This is a genomic window from Micromonospora sp. CA-240977 (genome assembly GCF_050942285.1).
Taxonomy (GTDB): Bacteria; Actinomycetota; Actinomycetes; order Mycobacteriales; family Micromonosporaceae; genus Micromonospora.
The window spans coordinates 7294842-7313937 of the sequence record NZ_CP192055.1; the positions used below are offsets into that span (position 1 = coordinate 7294842).

The window sequence follows — 19096 nt, forward strand, 5'->3', positions numbered from 1 at the left end:
TGGCCGCACCTGCCCAGGCGGGTCGCTAACCCGCGGTTCCGCGCCCGCCGACCGCCACCTGCTCCCGAACGGCCGCGTTCTCGGTGACCTGGCCGTCCAGCTGGTGACCCAGACCGCAGCGGCGGCAGGCCCCGCGTCGGCGCAGGTGGTAGGCGATGGTGGCGACGCCGAGCCCGACCCCCCACGCGATCCAGAAGAGGCTCGGAACGTGCACCGCCCAGCTACCCCGGGCCTCGGGCGTCCAGAGGAACATCAGCCCGGCCGGAATGATCGTCACCGCGACGACCGACGCTGGGACGATGGCGAGAGCGGGCGGGACGCGTCTGCCGGCCCCGAACCAGATCCAGCGGGGATAGACCTCGCCCCACCGCGCCACCAGACCGTGGGTGAGCACCCCACCCAGCACTGACGCCACCGCGCAGCCGAGCCCGACCGCAAGCATCCCCGGCGTGTCCTGCATCATCCGCAGGAAGTCCGGGGGGACGCCGAGCGGGAACCCGAGAGCCCAGGCGATTCTGGTGATCTCGTAGGGCAGCGGGGCGAGGCAGGCGACCACGACGGCCCACCTGCCCCACCGCAGCAGAGTCTGCCGGGACGGCCCGTCACCGCCCCCGTGCCGGCGACCGCAGTGGGCACAGGCCGCGCGGACCCGCCGACGGTAGGCGACGGTGGCGGCGGCCCACAGAAGACCACCGACAAAGATGATGATCAGGTTCGTCCGGTGCCAGTAGAGGATGTCACCGATACCGCCCTGCTCGCCGGGCACGCCGGTGAAGGCGAAGACCAACAGCAGCGGCGCGAACGCCACGAGGACGAGCAGGGTGTAGTCGGGAATGATCAGGACCAGCCCGCCCGCCATCACCCACCCGAAGACAGCCAGCCCCACGGACATCCGACCGGGTCGGGCACGTCGCGTCATCACCAGCGCGATGACCGCGCCAGCCAGCCCGAGTACGGCGATGATCGGCGCGACGACCTCGACGCGGCTACCTTCCAGGATCGAACCCGACGCCCGGTCCTCATGGGTCGGCGCGAACGGGAACCCGTCCCCGCCGGCCCACCAGTACAGCCCCAACCCGCCGTACACGAGCGAGAAGGCCGCGGCCGCGTACCCGGACCAGGTCGGCCAGTGCGCCCACCACCGCCACCTCACGGCAGCGGCCGTTCCCGGCGCTCCAATGGGGGAACCGTGGCGGCATGTACGGCGTATCCGCCAGCGAGAACCGGGTACCGGGGTCGCGTTGGCGAGCCCGGAGGAAGGTCCGTCTCGGGATCGAAGCAGCCGGTGGGCGGTCGCTCGCTGCCGTTCGTCGCCTGAGCGTCGACGATCTGGTCCGGCCCTCGACCCGCGTCGATGATCTTCACGTAGAAGCCGTGGTTTTTCGCAGCGCCCTGCCCCTCCGGGACGATCGCGGTGAACAGCGCGACGTTTCCGGTGACCCGCAGACACGTCACGTCGGCCCATCCCTGCGCCACCAGCGCGCCGTCCGCCAGCTCGTGCCGGTACAGAAACCGACCGTGCGCCGATCCCTCGGAGGCCGCCACCGCCTGGACGCCGAACCAGATCCGGTGCCCCTCCGTGTTCGGCTCGTCGTACACGAAATGCCCCAGCCCGACGACCATCGACCGCCCGGCGGCAGCGCCTGTCGCCCCGGGCTGGGCCTGGGCGACGGCTGGCGCCGCCACCACGCCCGCCACCACAACCGCCGCCAACGTCGTCGCACGCAATCCAGATCTGAACACGTCGTTCCTTCCCGACCATCCGTCGCTGACGCGTTTCAGCATCACCACCCGCCGAGACGACCGAATCCCTCCGGCGAGCCAGCCGCGTCCCCTCCGCAAGGGAGCCGGCGCGGGCACTCACTCAGCCGCGCTGGGAGGACGCCGAGAGCGAGATGCAGCGGATCATCGCCGAATGGGACGCGCCGGCGGTGATCGGAGACAGCTACTGGGACTGCCTCTCGTGGGACATCGCCACCGGCAACTACGCCGACCAGTCGGGCCTCTGACCTGGGGCAACCAACCGAAAACGCCCGGCTGATCCTCGCGGATCAACCGGGCGTTTCTGCACTTCATGAGCGGTGGCGGAGGGATTTGAACCCTCGGAGGGCGTTAACCCTCACACGCTTTCGAGGCGTGCTCCTTAGGCCGCTCGGACACGCCACCGCCGACGAGGGTACAGGACCGCCGGTTCGGACGCCGAACCGGTATCGCCCAGGCCGGCCTGGCAGGATCTTTGCCATGAGTACGCACATCGGCGCGAAGCCGGGCGAGATTGCCGAGCGGGTCCTGATGCCGGGCGACCCGCTGCGGGCCAAGTGGATCGCGGAGACCTACCTCGAGGGCGCCACCTGCTACTCGACGGTTCGGGGCATGCTGGGCTTCACCGGCCGCTGGAACGGCGTCGACGTTTCCGTCCAGGGCTCCGGCATGGGCATGCCGTCGGCCTCCATCTACGCCCACGAGCTGATCAACGAGTACGGCGTGAAGACCCTGATCCGGGTCGGCTCCTGCGGGGCCCTCAGCACCGACCTCCAGTTGCGCGACGTGGTGGCCGCGATCGGGTCGTCCACCGACTCGAACATGAACCGGATGCGCTTCGACGGGTTGATCGACTACGCCCCGGTGGCCGACTTCGGGCTGCTGCGTACCTCGGTCGAGGTGGCCGAGCGGCGCGGCATCACCATGCACGTCGGGCCGATCCTGGCGGCGGACGCCTTCTACACGGACCGGCCGGACCTCTACGACACCCTCGCCGACTACGGCGTGCTGGCGGTGGAGATGGAGTCGGCGGCGCTCTACACGATCGCCGCCCGGTTCAAGGCCCGCGCGCTCACCGTGCTGACCGTCAGCGACCACATCAAGACCGGCGAGAAGACCACCTCCGAGGAGCGGGAGCAGACCTTCAGCCAGATGGTCGAGATCGCCCTGGACACGATCATCGCCTGACCCGTCCCGACGGGGCGGTGTCACCGCCGAGAGCGGTATGACTCAGGGGTATAAATATTCCTCTGAGGCATACCGCTCTTCGGCATCAGGCCAGGCCCAGGCCGCCGCACCAGGCCGGCCCGCGCCGGCCCAGGCCGCCGCACCAGGCCGGCCCGCCTGCCCAGTCAGACCGCGGCCAGCGCCTCCGTCGGCGCGAGGCGGGCCGCCCGCACCGCCGGATAGAGGCCCGCGAAACCGCCGATGACCAGGGTCGCGGCCACCCCGCCGAGCATCGCCCAGGCCGGCACCACTGTCGGCCAGTCCTGGGAGAACGCGTACCCCGTGGTGACCAGGATGCCCAGCACCACGCCGCCGATCCCACCGAGCGCGGAGAGCAGCAGCGATTCGGCGAGGAACTGGGTCCGTACCTGGCCACGGGTCGCGCCGAGCGAACGGCGCAGGCCGATCTCGGCCCGCCGTTCCAGCACCGAGATCACCATGGTGTTCGCCACGCCGACCCCGCCGACAAGCAGGGCGACCGCGCCCAGGCCCAGCAGCAGGCCGGTGAACGCGTCGTCGGTCGCCTCGGCGGCGGCGAGCGCGTCCGAGGGACGGGACACCTCGACCTCGTTCGGCGCTTCCGGGTTGGCGGTAGCGCCGAGCACCGAGCGGACCGCCTCGACCTGTGACTCCTGCGCCCGGGTGTAGACCGTGGTGGGGTGCCCGTCGAAGCCCAGGTAGTCGGCCGCCGCCGGCCAGCCGACAAGCGCCGAGGTGTCCAGCTCCGGCGCGAGCGGCGCGGCGGCGAGGACGCCGACCACTGTGAACGCCCGCCCACCCAACCACACCTGCACCTGCGGGTCGGCCGCGATGATCCCGAGCCGTTGCGCCGCGGTGGCACCGAGCACCACCGCCGGATAGTGGGCGGTTGCCTCGTTGAGCCAGGTACCGCTTGTCAGCTCGGCCCCGACGGTGCCGAGCAGGTCCAGCCGGGCTGCCCGGGTGGCGATGCCGCCGGTCTCCGCGGCCGGAATCCGGTCCGAACGGTAGACCTTGGCGTCGGCGACCTGCCCGGTCGCGGACACCTCGGTCACCGGGCCGATCCGGCCGATCATGACGATCGACTCCTCGGGCAGTTGGGCGTCCGCCCCGAACAGGGTGTTGCCCGGCTCGACGGTGAGCAGGTTGGTGCCGAGCGCGTCGAGCGCGCGGTCCAGCTCCGCCCGGGACGACGACGAGATCCCGACGACCGCGATCATCGCGGCGATACCGATGGCGATGCCCAGCGCGGAGAGGAACGCCCGGAGCGGGCGGGTCCGCAGCCCCACCCCGCCGACCCGCAGGATGTCCGCCGGTCCCAGCCGGGCCGGGGTCAACGTCGCCATCAGCCGACCCCACCCGGCGTACCGGCCGAGTCGTGCCGCACCGCGCCGTCGCGCATCCGCACCTGTCGGGGCAGCCCCTGCGCGATCTCCCGGTCGTGCGTGATCACCACAACTGTGGTGCCGGCTCGGTGCAGCTCGTGCAGCAGCTCCAGCACCCCGGCGCCGGACACGGAGTCCAGGTTGCCGGTCGGCTCGTCGGCCAGCAGCACCGCCGGCTCGCCGACCACGGCCCGCGCCACTGCCACCCGCTGCCGTTCCCCGCCGGAGAGCTCGTGCGGCCGGTGCCCGAGCCGGTGGCCCAGGCCGACCCGGACCAGCGCGGCCTCCGCGCGTTCGCGCCGCCGCCGCAGGGGTACGCCGGAGTAGAGCAACCCGTCGGCCACGTTGTCCACGATCGGCACGCCGGGGGCCAGGTGGAACTGCTGGAAGACGAAGCCGATCCGGGTGGCCCGCAGGGCGGACAACTCCCGGTCGGTCAGCTTCGCCGCGTCGTACCCGTCGATGAGCACGCTGCCCGACGACGGCCGGTCCAGCGTGCCGATCAGGTGCAGCATCGTCGACTTGCCCGACCCGGACGGGCCGACGATCGCCACCAGCTCGCCGTGGCCGATCCGCAACGACACGTCGTCAAGCGCGACGACGTCGCCGGCGTACCGTTTGCTGACCCGGTCGAGGACGATCACCTCGCCGGTCATGTCGGCACCACCACCGTCGTACCCTCGGCGATGTCCCCGCCGGTGACCTCCACCCGGCCGTCGGCGAACAACCCAGTGGTCACGGCGACGACCTGGCTCGCCTCCCCCTCGGCGATCTGGACGCCGTAGCCGCCCTCGGCGAGCGCGAGAAGCGCCGACACCGGCACGGTGAGGACGTCCTTGCGCTCCGCGGCGGTGAAGACGACGTCGGCGCTGGCCTTGTCGAAGCCGGCGAGCGCCTTCGGGTCGGCGACCGCGACTGTCACCTCGATCTTCGTCTCGGCGTCGCCGGACTGCCCGTTGGCTCCGGCGGTACCGGCCTGGATGACGGTCTCGACAGTGCTGACAGTGCCCGCCACCGTCCGGGCGTCCGGCAGCCGCACCGTGACCTTCGCGTTCCGCTTCGCCAGCCGCTGGTCGTCCACGTCCAACTCGACGGTGACCAGGCGGCTCGTGCCGGTGTAGGCGAGCACCGCCTGGCCGGGTTGGGCGAGATCGCCGACGTCCGCCTGGTGGCTCTCCACCCGGACCTCCCGGTCGGCGTACACGATCCGCCCCGGCTCGACCCGACCGGTCTCGGCCAGGCCGAGGTCCTCCTGCCAGTCCCGGACGGCGTCGGCGGTGGCGCCGGTGTACTCGTCGTCGACGGTGAAGCCGGTGTAGCCCAACGCCGTGAGGTTCCGCTCGAACTGCGTGACGTCGGCACCCTCCACCCCCGGGGCGAGGGTCCGGTACGCGGGCAACCCGCCGTAGAGGAGCACCACCTCCTCGTTGTCGACCGCGTAGAGCGCCCGGCCCCGCTGCACCGTCGACCCGGTCGGCGGCAACGCGGTGACGGTGCCGCTGAGCTTCGCCGTGGCCCTACGCGTCGCGCCGTACCCCAGTTCACCCTCGGCGGTCTCCGAGTCGGCGAGGGTCTGCCGGGTGACCTTCGCGGTGGCCGGTGCTGCGCTGCCGGCCTCGGCACGGTCTCCGCCACCGCCGAAACCCACAGCGGCGCTCACGCCCACGGCGGCGACAAGCAGAACGACGCCGCCGATGACGGCAGCGCGCAGCCGCCTGCGTCGGGAGACGCCGGTCATCGGCCACCCCCGAACTGCGGCGCGTGCTGCCGGCACTTCTCCAGCGCGGCCTTCATGGCCGGATTGCCGATGTCGATCGCGTTGTCCCCCACCCCGATCCGGACCCGCCCGTCGGCGTCCGGGTCCGGGAAGTCCGGCACCCCGTTCTCGCGCATGCACTTGGCCAGCGCGCGCATCTGCTCCGCCTTCTCGGGGTTGAGCTGCGGTCCCTGCCCACCGTTGGGCAGCTTGTCCTGGCACTTCTCCATGGCCGCCTGGACCTTCTGCCGGTCCGTGCCGGCGCCGAACCGGAAGCCGGGACGGCTGCCCGGCTCCGGGTCGGGCAGATCCACCCCGTTCTCCCGCATGCACCGGGCGAAGGCGAGTTGCCGGTCCGAGTCGCTGACCGGCGTGCCGCTCGCCGTGGCCTCGGTCTTCGCCCCACCGGCGGTCGCGACCCCGCCGCCGTCGTCGCCTCCCGCGCCGCACCCGGCCAGCGCCAGGGCGAGCAGGACAGGGATCGCGAGCATGTGTCGTCGCATGGTGTCCGCTTCCGCTCGGGTCCGGCGCGGTTCGCCGAACATGGCACAAGTGCACGGCAGCGGACGTATCCACGGCGTTACCGTCGGCGGTTATGCCGCCGTTACCGCACCCCGAGCACCATGGAGGGGTGAGAGTGCTGGTGGTCGAGGACGAGAACGTGCTGGCGGACGCCATCGCCGAGTGGCTGCGCCGGGAGTCGTTCGCTGTCGACGTGGCGTACGACGGTGACGCCGCGCTGGAGCGGCTCGGCGTCAACGAGTACGCCGTGGTGGTCCTGGACCGCGACCTGCCGGTGGTGCACGGCGACGACGTGTGCCGGGCGATCGTGGACGCGGGCGGGGAGACCCGGGTGCTGATGCTGACCGCGTCGGCGGCGGTCCGCGAACGGGTGGCCGGGTTGGCGCTCGGTGCCGACGACTACCTGACCAAGCCGTTCGCCCTGGTCGAACTGTCGGCTCGGGTGCACGCGCTGACCCGCCGGTCCCGTCCGGCGGCCCCGCCGACGTTGCGTCGCGCCGGCATCCAGCTCGACCCGGCCCGACACGAGGTACGCCGGGACGACCGGCACGTGGCGCTGTCCCGCAAGGAGTTCGCGGTGCTCGTCGAGTTGCTGCGCGCCGACGGCGCTGTGGTCTCTGCCGAGGACCTGCTGGAACGTGCCTGGGACGAGCACATCGACCCGTTCACCAACGTCGTCCGGGTGACAGTCATGAAGCTGCGCCGCAAGCTCGGCGACCCGCCGGTGATCGAGACGGTCCCCGGAGCGGGGTACCAGATCCGATGAAACGCCTGACGATCCGCGCCCGGCTCACCCTCATCTACGGTGGGCTCTTCCTGTTGGCCGGGGTGATTCTGCTCGCCGTCACGTACGTGCTCGTGGATCAGCGGATGCCGCAGTCGTTCGGGGTGAAACTGCGCGACCTGCCGAAGACCACCGCCACGATGCCCAGCGGGCAGAGCGTCGACAAACTGCGCGTCCTGGTGCAGGAGGTGCAGGACGAAGCGAAGCGCAACGCGTTGGAGTCGCTGCTCACCCAGGGCGGCATCGCGTTGATCGTGGTGTCGGCGGTGGCGACCGCGTTCGGCTGGTTGCTCGCCGGCCGGGCGTTGCAACCACTGCATCAGATCACCGGCACGGCTCGCCGGATCGCCGGCGCGGACACCGCCGGCCGCGGCCTGCACGAGCGGATCGCGCTCACCGGCCCGCGCGACGAGGTACGCGAGCTCGCCGACACGTTCGACGAGATGCTGGAACGGCTGGACCGGTCCTTCGACGGGCAGCGCCGGTTCGTGGCGAACGCCTCGCACGAGCTGCGGACCCCGCTGGCGCTCAACCGGGCCCTGGTGGAGCTGGCGGTCAGCCGGCCGGACGCCTCGGCGGAGACGCGTCGGCTGGGCGAGTCGCTGCTGGCGATCAACGAGCGGCACGAGCGGCTGATCGACGGCCTGCTGACCCTTGCCGACTCGGAGAACGAGCTGACCGAGCGTACGCCGATCGACCTGGCCGAGGTCTGCGCGCACGTCATCGATCAGGCGGGGAGGCAGGCGCCCGGGGTCCCGGTGCGTCGGTCGCTGGCACCGGCCCCGGTCAGCGGCGACCCGGTGCTCGTGGAACGGCTCACCTTCAACCTGGTGGAGAACGCGGTGCGGCACAACCTGCCCACCGACGGTTGGGTCGAGGTTCGCACCGGCCTGACCGACGGCCGGGCCACCCTGACTGTGACAAACACCGGTCCGGCGATCGCCGGTTACGACATCGAACCGATGTTCCAGCCGTTCCGCCGGCTGTCGCGGGAGCGGGTCGCGGGTGCGCGGGGTTTCGGGTTGGGGTTGTCCATCGTCCGCGCGGTGGCCCGCGCCCACGGCGGCACCGTCGATGCCCAGCCCCGCCCGGCGGGCGGCCTGATCGTCACCGTCACCCTGCCCGTGGCCTGACCGCCGGGGCGGGTGTTCTCAGCGGAAGAAGGCGCGCAGGACGGCGGCGGTCTCGGCCTCCAGGACGCCGCCGTAGACCTCGGGTCGATGGTTGAGCCGGCGGTCGCGGAGCACGTCCCAGAGCGATCCGGCCGCGCCGGTCTTGGGTTCCCACGCGCCGAAGACGACTGTGGAGACCCGGGCCAGCACCAGCGCCCCCGCGCACATGGTGCACGGCTCCAGGGTGACCACCAGGGTGCAGCCGTCCAGCCGCCACTGGCCGGTCCGCTCGGCGCCCCGGCGCAGGGCCAGCACCTCGGCGTGCGCGGTGGGGTCGCCGGACAGCTCCCGTTCGTTGCGTCCAATGGCCAGCTCGGTCCCGTCCGGCCCGTAGAGCACCGCGCCCACCGGCACGTCGTCCACGTCGGTGGTGTCGCCGCCCGCGGCGCCGGTGACGGCGACCTCCAGGGCACGGCGCATCCACAGCTCGTGCCGCTGCCGACGGCCGACCTCACCCGGGTCGGCCAGGCCCTCGTGCGCGCCCGGTCCGGCATGTCCCACCGCACCGGGAGTCGGCTGCCCCGGCCGGATCGTCTCCAGAGCCGGGTCGGTGGCGTCGGCCGGCTCAGACCTCACGCAGCTCCTCGACCTCGTCGGCGCAGCCGAGCACCTGGCAGATCTCGGCGGTGACGTCCGCCGGCAGCATCCCCTCGTGCGTGCACAGGGCGAGCAGCTTCTGCGCGGAGATGCCCAGGTTGGCAAGCAGGTCAGCCTCACCCACCGGATCGGCCTCCGGGTCGACGGCAGGCTGCTCGCTCTCCTCGTCACCGGTGGTCAGCGGGCGCGGTTCCTCGTCGCCGTCGAGCCCGGTGACCGAGGTCTTCAGGTCACCGACCAGCAGCGCACCCAGCGGAGACTCCTCGGCGTACGCGGAATCCGAACCGAACACCCGCAGATCTTCGCCCTCGTCGAGACGCAGGATCACCAGATACGCGTCATCGGCCTCGACGAAGAGCAGCGACACGTCGGCCTCCTGGTCGACGTCACGCAGCCGCTCGGCGACCTCGTCGATGTCGGTGGCGCCACGCAGGCTGACCTCGGCGGCGGTCCAGCCACTGTCGTCGCGCACCACGGCCGCAGCGAAGTACGACACGGTCCCCCCAATAGCCCTCGACACTGCGTCGACTCGTTACGCGTGCACGTTAGCCGGTCGGGTCGGCAGGCGACTCGTCAACGCCCCGAAGGGTCGTTCATTCCTGACAAAGTTGGATCAGCCGGATACTCGACGGCGGGTAGCGATGAGCTGGCGCAGACGCTCGGTGCGCTGCCGCTGCGGTCGGCTGCGCTGACGGACCGCGCGGGCGCCCGCCAACTCGGCGAGCAACTGCAGGCGGCGGCGACTGCGATCGGGGTCCTGTCGCGGGGTGGTCCAGGCCATAGTCCCGAGCGTGCCGAGTCTCGGCGGCCACGTCAAGACGGCGTTCGCTACGCAGCCAACCGGGCACGCGGCGCAGTCGGCCGCGGCGCCCCGATCACCACAGCGGCCAGTTCCCGCTGGTGGCCCAGCGGACCGCCACCACGGCGGCGGCGATGCTCCAACCACCCGCAGTGACGATGGCGACCCCGGTGGCAACCCCACGGTCGCCGTAGCGGACCAGCACCAGCGCGGTCAGCCACGCCAGCAGGCCCGCCAGCACCGTCCACCACGCGTAGCTCGTCACATCGGTGCCAAGCAGGCCGAACAGCAGCAGCCAGGTGGCCGCCGCGCCACCGCCGGCGGCGACGCTACCGCCGGTGACCGGGTGCGGCTCGCGGTAGGTGGGGCGGGACGGGGGGCCGGCCGGGAAGAGCCCCGACGGCATACGCGCCACCTGGTACGCGGCGGCACCAGGATCCGCGCCAGGATCGGGTCGGGCGATGGTCACCGTCGCTGCCCCTTCCTCACGCGCGCGCCGCTCGTGCTCACGGTACCGGCTCTGCGAGGATGGCCCGATGCCCTCGCCGACGATCAGCCGCCGCGCGCGTCCGGCGTACCCGATCCTGCTGCTTCTCGCCCCGCTGCTGGCCGCCGGCTGCGCGACCACCCGGCCGGGGGTGCCGTCCGAGGGCGCCCCACAGACGCCGTCGGCGGTCTGGGCGACCGCCGACCAGCCGGTGTCGCCGACGGCCGCGCCGACGGCGACCGGCCCGGCCCGCCCGAAGCCGTCGCCGTCGGCCAGCCCGTCCGCGACGGCACCGCGCAGCGGGCTGCGGCATGTCTTTCCGGTACGCGCCGGCAACGTCGACTACCACCCGACCCACGGCGCGTACCCCGCCACGGATCTCTTCGCCGACTGCGGTGAAGCGTTCGTCGCGGTGACCGACGGGACGGTGCTGGAGGTCAGTCGCGTCGACCGGTACACAAAGGGTGGGCCGCAGGGCCCGGACAACGGCGGCCTGTCGGTCTCCCTGCTCGGCGACGACGGGGTGCGTTACTACGGCTCGCACCTGAGCGTCGTGTCCAGCGGCGTCGACGCCGGGGTGCGGGTCCGCGCCGGGCAGCAGCTCGGCAAGGTGGGCCGCACCGGCAACGCCAACAACGTCTGCCACGTGCACTTCGGCATCTCGCCCCCGTGCACCGGCAAGGACGGCTGGTGGATCCGGCGCGGCGTGCTCTGGCCGGCGCGGTACCTGGATTCGTGGCGCGCTGGCGGCAATCGGGAACCGGCCGCCGAGGTCGTCGCATGGCAGCGCAAACACGGCTGCCCGAAGGCTCCCTGACCGGTCCCGCAGCGACTAGGTTCGGTGGGATGAAGGCCCGGGACCCCATCGCCGACCTGCGCCGCATCGCGTTCCTGCTGGAGCGGGCGAACGAGGCGACGTACCGCGTCCGGGCGTTCCGGTCGGCGGCGACGGCGTTGGCGGGTCTGCCGGCGACCGAGGTGGCCGCGCGGGCCGGCAACGGCACGCTCACCGAGTTGGCCGGTGTCGGCGACGTGACGGCCCGCTGCGTGGCGGAGTCACTGGCCGGTGAGGAGCCGGTCTACCTGCGCCGACTGCTGGCGACCGAGGGCAGCGACCTGGATGCCGAGGCCACGGCGCTGCGCGCCGCCCTGAAGGGCGACTGCCACACCCACTCGGACTGGTCCGACGGCGGCTCGCCGATCGAGGAGATGGCGCTGGCCGCCGTCGAGTTGGGCCACGAATATCTGGTGCTGACCGACCACTCGCCACGGCTGACGGTGGCCCGGGGGCTGACCGCCGACCGCCTGCGCCGGCAGCTCGACCACGTGGCGCAGGTCAACGCGGCGCTGCCCGAGGGCTTCCGGATCCTCACCGGCATCGAGGTGGACATCCTCGCCGACGGCTCCCTCGACCAGGACGACGAGCTGCTGGCCCGGCTGGACGTGGTGGTCGGCTCGGTGCACAGCGGCCTGAAGGACGAGCGGTCGAAGATGACCCGGCGCATGCTGAGGGCGGTCGCCAACCCGCACCTGGACATCCTCGGTCACGTCACCGGCCGGATGGTCTCGTCCCGCCCGGCCGGGGTGACCGGTCCGGGCGACCGGGGGCACCGCGCCCGGACCAGGGCGGAGAGTGACTTCGACGCGGACGCGGTCTTCGCCGCCTGCGCCGAGCACGACACCGCCGTCGAGATCAACTCACGGCCGGAGCGGCAGGACCCGCCGAAGCGTCTGATCCGACGCGCGCTGGAGGCTGGCTGCCGGTTCGCCATCAACACCGACGCGCACGCGCCCGGCCAACTCGACTGGCAGCGGTTCGGCTGTGAACGTGCCGCCCTCTGCGGCGTCCCCGCCGACTCGGTCGTCAACACCTGGCCGGCGGAGAAGCTGGTGGCCTGGACGCACAACCGCGCCTGACCTCCCCACCCCGGCCCCGCAGGCGCCGGCCGGGCGGGCGCCGGCCACGCGGGCGCCGGCCGGGCGGGCGCCGGCCACGCGGGCGCCGGCCACGCGGGCGCCGGCCACGCGGGCGCCGGGCCGCGCGGGCCGGCCGCGTGAGCCCCGGGCCGGGCGGGCGCCGGGCCGCGCGCGCTGGCCGCGCGGGCGGCCTCGGCGGTGATCCACTCGCGTTCCTTGAAAGCGGGGTCTCCAGGTCCGCCGGACACCCCGACTTCCAGGAAACCGAGTCGATCAGCTGGTCTGCCAGCGGCGGCCGGGGCTCAGCAGCGGCCGGGGTTCAGCGGCGGGCCGGTTCGGCGGCGGGTGCGGCGGGAGCGCCGACGCCGACCACCGGGCGGGGCTTCCGACGCCCGAACACACCCTGCGCGACCGCGACCCCGAGCAGCACGATGAGCGCCCCGACCGGCTGGTGCCAGTTGAGCCGCTCGTCGAGCGCCACTGCGCCGATCAACACCGCGAAGATCGGAATCAGGTACGTGACGGTGGACGCGGTGCTCGCGCCGGCCACCCGGATGTTGCGCATGTTGATGACGAAGGCGAGCCCCGTGCCGAGCGCGCCGAGGGTCAACACGCTGCCGAGCACCCCCGCCGACAACTCGGTGGGCAGCGGCGGCAGGCCGGCGACGAACGGGGTGACGATGGCCAGCTGCGCGGCGGCGAGCAGCAGTTGGGCAGCGGAGAGCGACAGGCCGGAGTGCGTGCTACCGGCGACAAACCGCTTCTGGTACGGGATGGCGACGCCGTAGCAGGCGGCCGCGCCGAAGCACATCAGCTGCCCGGTGAAGTGCGCTCCGCCGATGCCCTCCCAGACCCCCAGCACCACAAGCACCCCGAGGAAGCCGAGCCCGAGCCCGATTGCGCGGCGCACTGTCAGCCGCTCGGTGCGGAAGACAAGCACCGCCAGCGGCAGCACGATCAGGGGCGTGGTGGCGTTCCAGATGCCGGCGAGCATCGACTCGACCCGCTGCTCGCCGTAGCCGAACAGGGTGAACGGCACGGCCACCCCGAACGCGGCGACGACGGTCAGGTGCGCCCAGATCCGGGGCTCGCGGGGCAGCCGGTCACGCAGCACGGCGAGGACGACCAACAGGGTCAACGCGCCGGCGACGACCCGGTAGAGGGTGAGCTGGACGGGGTGCAACTCGGCCACCCCGACCTTGATGAACAGGAAGCTGGAACCCCAGATCGCGGCAAGGGCGACGAAGCCCGGCAGCCAGGCACGAACCGGCGCCTTGTCAGGAGTGATGTCGGCAGTCACCCCTGACACTCTGCCGGAACCCACCGACAAAGTCGCGCGCCTTTCGGACGGTGCGCCGCGCGTCACGTCAGCGGCCTGAACACGCCAAACGGCGTCGACACGGGGCCGGGGTGGTCACGTAGGGTCGCAGCGTGGGACGAATCGATGAAATCGCCAACCGTTACGTGGCCGAGTGGGCGCCGTTGAGCCCCACCGGCGCGACATTCGTCGGCATCGCCGGCCATGAAGATCAGCTCGACGACCTCTCCCCAGAGGGCTACCGGGCGCGCGCGGACCTCACCCGCCGGACGCTCGCCGAGCTTGAGGTGACCGACCCGCAGACCGAGTCCGAACGGATCGCCAAGGAGGCCATGCAGGAACGGCTCGGGCTGGACCTGGCCCGGTACGACACCGGCGAGACGACGAGCGGCATCAGCGTCATCGAGAGCGGGCTGCACGAGATCCGCATGGTGTTCGACCTGATGCCGACCGCTACCAACGACGAGCAGGCGAACATCGCGGCCCGGCTCAACGGCTTCGCCGGCGCGCTGGAGAACTACAAGGTCACCCTCCGGGAGGCCCTCGCCGCCGGTCAGATCAGCTCGAAGGTGCAGCTGGTCGAGGTCGCCAAGCAGTGCGACGTCTGGGTCGACCCGACCCAGGACAACTTCTTCCACGGGCTGGTCGAGCGGCTGGGCGCGGAAGGTTCGCTCGGCGCGGAGCTGCGTCGGGGCGCGGCGGCGGCGACCGCGGCGACCGCCGAGTTCGGCCAGTTCCTGCGCAGCGAGTTGGCCCCGCACGGGCGGGACAAGCAGGCCGCCGGGCGGGAGCGCTACGAGCTGGCCTCGCAGTACTTCCTCGGCGCGAAGATCGACCTCGACGAGACGTACGCCTGGGGCTTCGCCGAGCTGGCCCGCCTGGAGGCGGAGATGCGGGTCGTCGCGGGGCGCATCGCCGGCTCCGGTGCCACCGTCGACGAGGCAGTGGCCAAGCTGGACGCCGACCCGGCGCGGACCATCCAGGGCAAGGAGGCGTTCCGGGACTGGATGCAGGCCCTCGCCGACAAGGCGATCGCCGAGCTGCACGGCACCCACTTCGACATCCCCGAGCAGGTCCGGCGCATCGAGTGCTGCCTCGCCCCGACAAGCGACGGCGCCATCTACTACACCGGCCCCAGTGAGGACTTCTCCCGCCCGGGCCGGATGTGGTGGGCGGTGCCGCAGAGCATCACCGACTTCTCCACCTGGCGAGAGGTGACAACGGTCTTCCACGAGGGTGTGCCCGGCCATCACCTCCAGGTGGCGCAGACCGCCGTTCGGGCCGACCTGCTCAACCGCTGGCAGCGACTGCTCTGCTGGGTCTCCGGGCACGGCGAGGGCTGGGCGCTCTACTCGGAGCGGCTGATGGACGAGCTGGGCTATCTGGAGGACCCGGGCGACAAACTGGGCATGCTCGACGGCCAGGCGATGCGTGCCGCACGGGTGATCGTCGACATCGGCATGCACCTGGAGCTGGAGATCCCCAAGGACAACCCGTTCGGCTTCCACCCCGGCGAGCGGTGGACGCCCGAGCTGGGCTGGGAGTTCATGCGGGCGCACTGCCGGGTGCCGGACGAGAATCTGCGCTTCGAGCTGAACCGCTACCTCGGCTGGCCGGGGCAGGCGCCGTCGTACAAGGTGGGTGAGCGGATCTGGCTCCAGGCCCGCGAGGACGCCAAGGCCCGCAAGGGCGCGGATTTCAACCTGCGGGAGTTCCACAGGCAGGCGCTGGACCTGGGTAGCTTGGGCCTCGACCCGCTGCGTCAGGCGCTGGCTCGACTCTGACCGGCCGCGGCTGCGCACGGCGGCGGACTCGTCGTACCGCCGGCGTGCGCAGCCGTGCGCTCGCGTGCGCTCAGCCGAGGTTGAGCGCCAACGCCGGTCGCGCGGTCAGCGTGTCACTTGTGACGTACGCCAGGTCGATCGCCGGGTCGGTGAACGTGATCGGAATGGGCGACGTGACCGGAATGCCGTCCGGCAGCGGCAGATCCGGCGTCAGGGTGATCTTGATGCCGAGCAGCCGGCCGACGAACCGGGTGGCGTAGAAGGCCACGTCTCCGCTGACGGTCAGCCGGTCCGTCGCGTACCGCTGGTTGCGCCCTGCGGGGCCGTCGGCGGTGAGCAGGAAGTCGTCGGTCACCGCTTCGCGCATGCTGAACTTCAGCACCTTGAGGTCGCCCTGCACCGTGTGCAGGTCGGTGATGCCCTCGAACCGCAGCCCCGTCATCCGGACCGACGACCCGGTGAGCTTGGACGGCCTCTGCGCCACCCTCGGCAGGGTTGGATCGTCGGCGATGCGCGGCAGCGGCTTGCCCGGCTCGACAGTGCCCGGCTTGTCGGGCGTCCCCGGCTCGTTGGGCGTCTCGTCGGGTGCTCCCGGGTCGTTGGGTGCTCCCGGCTTGTCGGGCAACGACGGGCAGGTGACGGGTCCCGGGCCTGTCGTCGGCGTGCCGCTCGGCTGTGCGGTCGGGCTCGCCGACGGCGTCGGGCTCTGGTTACGGCGTCCACCGGTGAGTAGGTCACCAAGGCCGTCCACAATGCCGGTGATCACGTTGCCACCCCTCGTCGGCGTCGGCGTCGGCGTGGCGGTCCCACGGCTGGGTGACGGCGTGACGGTCCGGGACGGGGTGGGGCAGGCGGTCGTGGTGAGCCGACCCGGGGCCGCCTGCACCGCTGCGGGCTGGGCGGCCAGCGCGGCAGCGGCGAGGCCGAGCACCACGAGGGCGATGCCGAACGCCCTCGGATCAACCGCACGCCCCGGCCACTCGGGCGGCGGGCTCGCGTCGGCCGGCGTGTTCCCGGCCCTACCGGGGGAAGCCTGCTCGGGAACGACCCGCTCGGGCTCCTCGACGACGGGCTGCTCAGGCACCGGCCGCACGGGCTCCACGACGACGGGCCGCTCAGGCACTGAGCGCTCGGGCTGCTCGGGAGAGGGCTGTTCGACGAGCGGCTGCTCTCGGGTCGACGTGTCGATCGGGTCGGGCGGCGCGGGTGGGGCCGGGTCGGTCGGCGTCCAGGCGAAGCCGAGCGCACTGCCGACGATGCCGAGCAGCAGACCGATGAAGAAGCCGCCGAGGTTGAGCCCGATGAGCGAGTAGACAGCGGTCACCGCCGCGACGACCGAGTAGAACAGGCGCTGCGCCGGGCTGAACCAGAGCAGCAGGCCGCAGGCCACCAGGATGACCGGGATCAGCAGCGAGAGCAGACCACTCGCCCCGCTGTGGAAGCTGAGGCCGTTGATGGTCATCCGGGTGGAGCCGAACATCTCCAGCCCGGCCAGGGCGGTGAGCAGTCCGCCCCAGAACGGTCGGCTGCGCTTCCAGCGGCGGAAGAGCCGCCACGCCTGAGCCGGACCACCGGGCCGGGCGTGGGACGACTTCGCGGTTGTCACGTACTCCTCCTGGCCGAGCGGGAACGGGGACACGGGCCGGGCCCGCGGCGGTGAGGTGCCGCGGGCCTCGACTCAGTTCAGAAGCACTCCTTGCCCTTGGCGTCCTCGCCCACGTTGACCTTGAGTCGGAGGCCGACCAGGTTGAACGTGGCCGCCGTTGTGTAGCGGGACACCTGCTGCAGGTTGGTGATGGTGACGTGGTCGGAGTTCTGGCCGAACGAGCCGTCCTGCGCCGTCGGGTTCAGGTCGGTGGCGTCCCGACCGATCTTGATGTTGGTGAAGGTCGCGTTGCCGTTCAACGAGTCCATCGCGATAAGGAGGTCCTTGGCGCGGGCGGGTTCCTTGCCCTCACCGGCGTTGATGGTGAGCACCACCGGCAGGCCCGGCAGGTCGGCGCGGACGGACTGGCAGAGGCTGTACAGCTCGGCGCTGCTGATCTCGGAGAGCGCGATCGGGTGGACCTGACCGGCCTTTCCGTCCTTGCCCTTCTCCCGGACGATGCCGCCGTACTGCTTGAAGCCGTCGCCTTCGAGGCGATCGGCGCCGATCTTGAACGTCTGCCCGGAGACCGTGATGTCGGACGCGATCGCGCCCGTCGACATTCCGAACAGGATGGCGCCGGCGGCGGCTGTGGCGGGCACCATCATGGCGGCGAACCGCCGCCACCGGATACGACCCTGACTGTGTAACCGATCCTGCACGGGTTCCTCCTCGGCTGGATGCGTGCGGGTGGCCGGTCCCGAACTGGCGGCCCATCGGGCCCGTCATCTGTTACCGGCTGGTAACCATCGCGCTTGATGGTGCACCCGGTGAGGCCCAGCTCACAACCCCCCGATTACCCGGCGGCAACAGTCGGGCACCGGAAGGGCGACACAGCGTCACCATCCGTGCCCGCCGTGGGTCCGCGTAGCCGATGAATCACTATCAAAATCGACTTATGCCTCTGATTGAGCAACGGAGAGTTACTGACCCATCGACGAATTACAAAAAGGTAACGAATGTAAAGCAGGCCTGCGATTCCGCGTCTTGCACCTCTCCCTCAGGGGCTGCTGGATGGCTATGCTCTGCGGCGTGCCGCTGATCGATTACTACGGTCCCCAGGGCTGGGGCAGCCAGTCACCCCCGTTGCGGCAGCGCCAGCACGTCGCGGCCGACCTGGTCCTCTCCGCGTTGGCCGACTCGGCAGCACCGACCGCCGTCCTCGATGTCGGCTGCGGCGACGGCACCTTCCTGGCCCACCTCGCGTCAGTCGCCCCCGACCGGGACATCCGATGGATCGGGGTCGACTACTCGGAGCACCAACTCGCGCGGGCGGCCGCTCTGCCGTACGAGTTCCACCGCTGCGACCTGGGCGACGGACTGCCGCTGCCGAACGCCTCGATCGACCTGGTGCACGCCGGGGAGGTGCTGGAGCATCTGTACGACCCCGACCACCTGCTCGAGGAGTGCGCGCGCGTGCTTCGGCCGGGCGGTCACCTCGTCCTCACCACGCCGAACCTGCAGGCCTGGTACAACAGGGCGCTCTTCCTGGCCGGCGTCCAGCCAATCTTCTACGAGACCTCCACGCGGTCGACCGAGGTCGGCGCCGGGGCACTGCGTCGCCTCAAGACCGACACCATGCCGGTCGGGCATCTGCGCCTCTTCAACCGCACCGCGCTACTCGACCTGCTACGCCACGAGGGGTTCGAACCGGTCACCCTGCGAGGCGCGGGTTTTCACGGCGTTCCTTCGAGCATGGCCTGGTTCGACGCGGCCATGTGCCGCCGGCCCTCGCTCGCCTCGATCCTCGTGGTGCTTGCCGTCAAGCGCTGAAAAGCAGTTCGGTGGGCCCGGCGAACCGGACCCACCGAACGTGGCCTCGCAAGGCTCAGAGCCGCGCCGTACGCTCAGCCGCCGACCGCTGGTCGGGCACCGTCTGGTCGGCGGCGTCAGCGGAGGGCGCATCAGCGGTGGGCGCATCGGCGGACGGCGCGTCAGCGGACGGCGCATCGGCGGACGGCGC

At 71.8% G+C, this 19096-nt stretch carries 20 protein-coding genes and 1 tRNA gene; 7 read left to right on the forward strand and 14 right to left on the reverse strand.

What is annotated here, in order from left to right; translation table 11 throughout:
- Positions 1-25: 25 nt before the first annotated feature.
- The 3 genes from ACQPWW_RS33265 to ACQPWW_RS33275 form a co-directional block, all read right to left on the reverse strand.
- Positions 26-1153 carry an NYN domain-containing protein gene (locus ACQPWW_RS33265; protein WP_433127752.1) on the reverse strand — a complete coding sequence of 376 codons (1128 nt, stop codon included), beginning with the start codon at positions 1151-1153 and terminating at the stop codon, positions 26-28.
- Complete coding sequence (locus tag ACQPWW_RS33270; protein ID WP_433127753.1) at positions 1150-1743, reverse strand: hypothetical protein; 594 nt, start codon at positions 1741-1743, stop codon at positions 1150-1152. Before ACQPWW_RS33270 ends, ACQPWW_RS33265 begins: the two co-directional genes overlap by 4 nt.
- A 336-nt stretch (positions 1744-2079) precedes the next feature.
- A tRNA-Ser gene (locus tag ACQPWW_RS33275) sits at positions 2080-2166 on the reverse strand.
- A gap of 75 nt (positions 2167-2241) precedes the next feature.
- On the opposite strand from ACQPWW_RS33275, the gene deoD reads away from it, so the two are divergent.
- Positions 2242-2949, forward strand: a complete 708-nt coding sequence (deoD, locus tag ACQPWW_RS33280) for a purine-nucleoside phosphorylase (protein WP_355052577.1) — start codon at positions 2242-2244, stop codon at positions 2947-2949.
- A 164-nt stretch (positions 2950-3113) separates the two neighbouring features.
- Here deoD and ACQPWW_RS33285 read toward each other — a convergent pair whose 3' ends face one another.
- The 4 genes from ACQPWW_RS33285 to ACQPWW_RS33300 are packed head-to-tail and all read right to left on the reverse strand — an operon-like array spanning position 3114 to position 6599.
- Positions 3114-4313, reverse strand: coding sequence for an ABC transporter permease (locus ACQPWW_RS33285; protein WP_433127754.1), 1200 nt, complete (start codon positions 4311-4313; stop codon positions 3114-3116).
- Entirely contained in the window at positions 4313-5008 is a 696-nt protein-coding gene (locus ACQPWW_RS33290; RefSeq protein ID WP_433127755.1) for an ABC transporter ATP-binding protein, read from the reverse strand. The genes ACQPWW_RS33285 and ACQPWW_RS33290 overlap by 1 nt, the downstream gene beginning before the upstream one ends.
- Positions 5005-6090 carry a peptidoglycan-binding protein gene (locus ACQPWW_RS33295; protein WP_433127756.1) on the reverse strand — a complete coding sequence of 362 codons (1086 nt, stop codon included), beginning with the start codon at positions 6088-6090 and terminating at the stop codon, positions 5005-5007. The genes ACQPWW_RS33290 and ACQPWW_RS33295 overlap by 4 nt, the downstream gene beginning before the upstream one ends.
- On the reverse strand, positions 6087-6599 hold the full coding sequence (locus ACQPWW_RS33300) for a hypothetical protein (protein ID WP_433127757.1): 513 nt from the start codon (positions 6597-6599) through the stop codon (positions 6087-6089). Before ACQPWW_RS33300 ends, ACQPWW_RS33295 begins: the two co-directional genes overlap by 4 nt.
- Positions 6600-6739: 140 nt before the next feature.
- Here ACQPWW_RS33300 and ACQPWW_RS33305 point away from each other — a divergent pair, with 140 nt between their 5' ends.
- Together ACQPWW_RS33305 and ACQPWW_RS33310 are read left to right on the forward strand one after the other, a co-directional pair.
- On the forward strand, positions 6740-7396 hold the full coding sequence (locus ACQPWW_RS33305; protein WP_433127758.1) for a response regulator transcription factor: 657 nt from the start codon (positions 6740-6742) through the stop codon (positions 7394-7396).
- The gene (locus tag ACQPWW_RS33310) at positions 7393-8547 is read left to right on the forward strand and encodes a sensor histidine kinase (protein ID WP_433127759.1); all 1155 of its coding nucleotides are present in this window, start codon (positions 7393-7395) and stop codon (positions 8545-8547) included. Before ACQPWW_RS33305 ends, ACQPWW_RS33310 begins: the two co-directional genes overlap by 4 nt.
- An 18-nt stretch (positions 8548-8565) precedes the next feature.
- Here the strand turns inward: ACQPWW_RS33310 and ACQPWW_RS33315 are convergent, their stop codons facing one another.
- The 4 genes from ACQPWW_RS33315 to ACQPWW_RS33330 form a co-directional block, all read right to left on the reverse strand.
- Positions 8566-9006, reverse strand: coding sequence for a nucleoside deaminase (locus ACQPWW_RS33315; protein WP_433134730.1), 441 nt, complete (start codon positions 9004-9006; stop codon positions 8566-8568).
- Positions 9007-9151: 145 nt separating this feature from the next.
- Positions 9152-9679, reverse strand: a complete 528-nt coding sequence (locus ACQPWW_RS33320) for a tRNA adenosine deaminase-associated protein (protein ID WP_433127760.1) — start codon at positions 9677-9679, stop codon at positions 9152-9154.
- Positions 9680-9796: 117 nt separating this feature from the next.
- Complete coding sequence (locus tag ACQPWW_RS33325) at positions 9797-9964, reverse strand: hypothetical protein (protein ID WP_433127761.1); 168 nt, start codon at positions 9962-9964, stop codon at positions 9797-9799.
- A 94-nt stretch (positions 9965-10058) separates the two neighbouring features.
- The gene (locus tag ACQPWW_RS33330) at positions 10059-10388 is read right to left on the reverse strand and encodes a hypothetical protein (RefSeq protein WP_433134732.1); all 330 of its coding nucleotides are present in this window, start codon (positions 10386-10388) and stop codon (positions 10059-10061) included.
- Positions 10389-10518: 130 nt separating this feature from the next.
- Between ACQPWW_RS33330 and ACQPWW_RS33335 the strand changes: the two genes are divergently transcribed.
- Both ACQPWW_RS33335 and ACQPWW_RS33340 read left to right on the forward strand, forming a co-directional pair.
- Positions 10519-11286: a M23 family metallopeptidase gene (locus ACQPWW_RS33335; RefSeq protein WP_433127762.1), complete on the forward strand. Its 768-nt coding sequence runs from the start codon at positions 10519-10521 to the stop codon at positions 11284-11286.
- Positions 11287-11315: 29 nt separating this feature from the next.
- The gene (locus tag ACQPWW_RS33340) at positions 11316-12386 is read left to right on the forward strand and encodes a PHP domain-containing protein (RefSeq protein WP_433127763.1); all 1071 of its coding nucleotides are present in this window, start codon (positions 11316-11318) and stop codon (positions 12384-12386) included.
- Between the two features lie 319 nt (positions 12387-12705).
- On the opposite strand, the gene ACQPWW_RS33345 is transcribed toward ACQPWW_RS33340, so the two are convergent.
- Positions 12706-13686 (reverse strand): DMT family transporter, encoded by a 981-nt coding sequence (locus ACQPWW_RS33345; protein WP_433127764.1) that lies wholly within the window; start codon positions 13684-13686, stop codon positions 12706-12708.
- Between the two features lie 131 nt (positions 13687-13817).
- On the opposite strand from ACQPWW_RS33345, the gene ACQPWW_RS33350 reads away from it, so the two are divergent.
- Entirely contained in the window at positions 13818-15488 is a 1671-nt protein-coding gene (locus tag ACQPWW_RS33350; RefSeq protein ID WP_433127765.1) for a DUF885 domain-containing protein, read from the forward strand.
- Positions 15489-15558: 70 nt separating this feature from the next.
- Here ACQPWW_RS33350 and ACQPWW_RS33355 read toward each other — a convergent pair whose 3' ends face one another.
- Both ACQPWW_RS33355 and ACQPWW_RS33360 read right to left on the reverse strand, forming a co-directional pair.
- Positions 15559-17094, reverse strand: a complete 1536-nt coding sequence (locus ACQPWW_RS33355; protein WP_433127766.1) for a DUF6114 domain-containing protein — start codon at positions 17092-17094, stop codon at positions 15559-15561.
- A gap of 77 nt (positions 17095-17171) precedes the next feature.
- Complete coding sequence (locus tag ACQPWW_RS33360; RefSeq protein ID WP_433127767.1) at positions 17172-17795, reverse strand: DUF6230 family protein; 624 nt, start codon at positions 17793-17795, stop codon at positions 17172-17174.
- 370 nt (positions 17796-18165) lie between these two features.
- On the opposite strand from ACQPWW_RS33360, the gene ACQPWW_RS33365 reads away from it, so the two are divergent.
- A complete protein-coding gene (locus ACQPWW_RS33365) occupies positions 18166-18906 on the forward strand; it encodes a class I SAM-dependent methyltransferase (RefSeq protein ID WP_433127768.1) in 741 nt (246 codons plus the stop codon).
- Positions 18907-19096 lie beyond the last annotated feature (190 nt).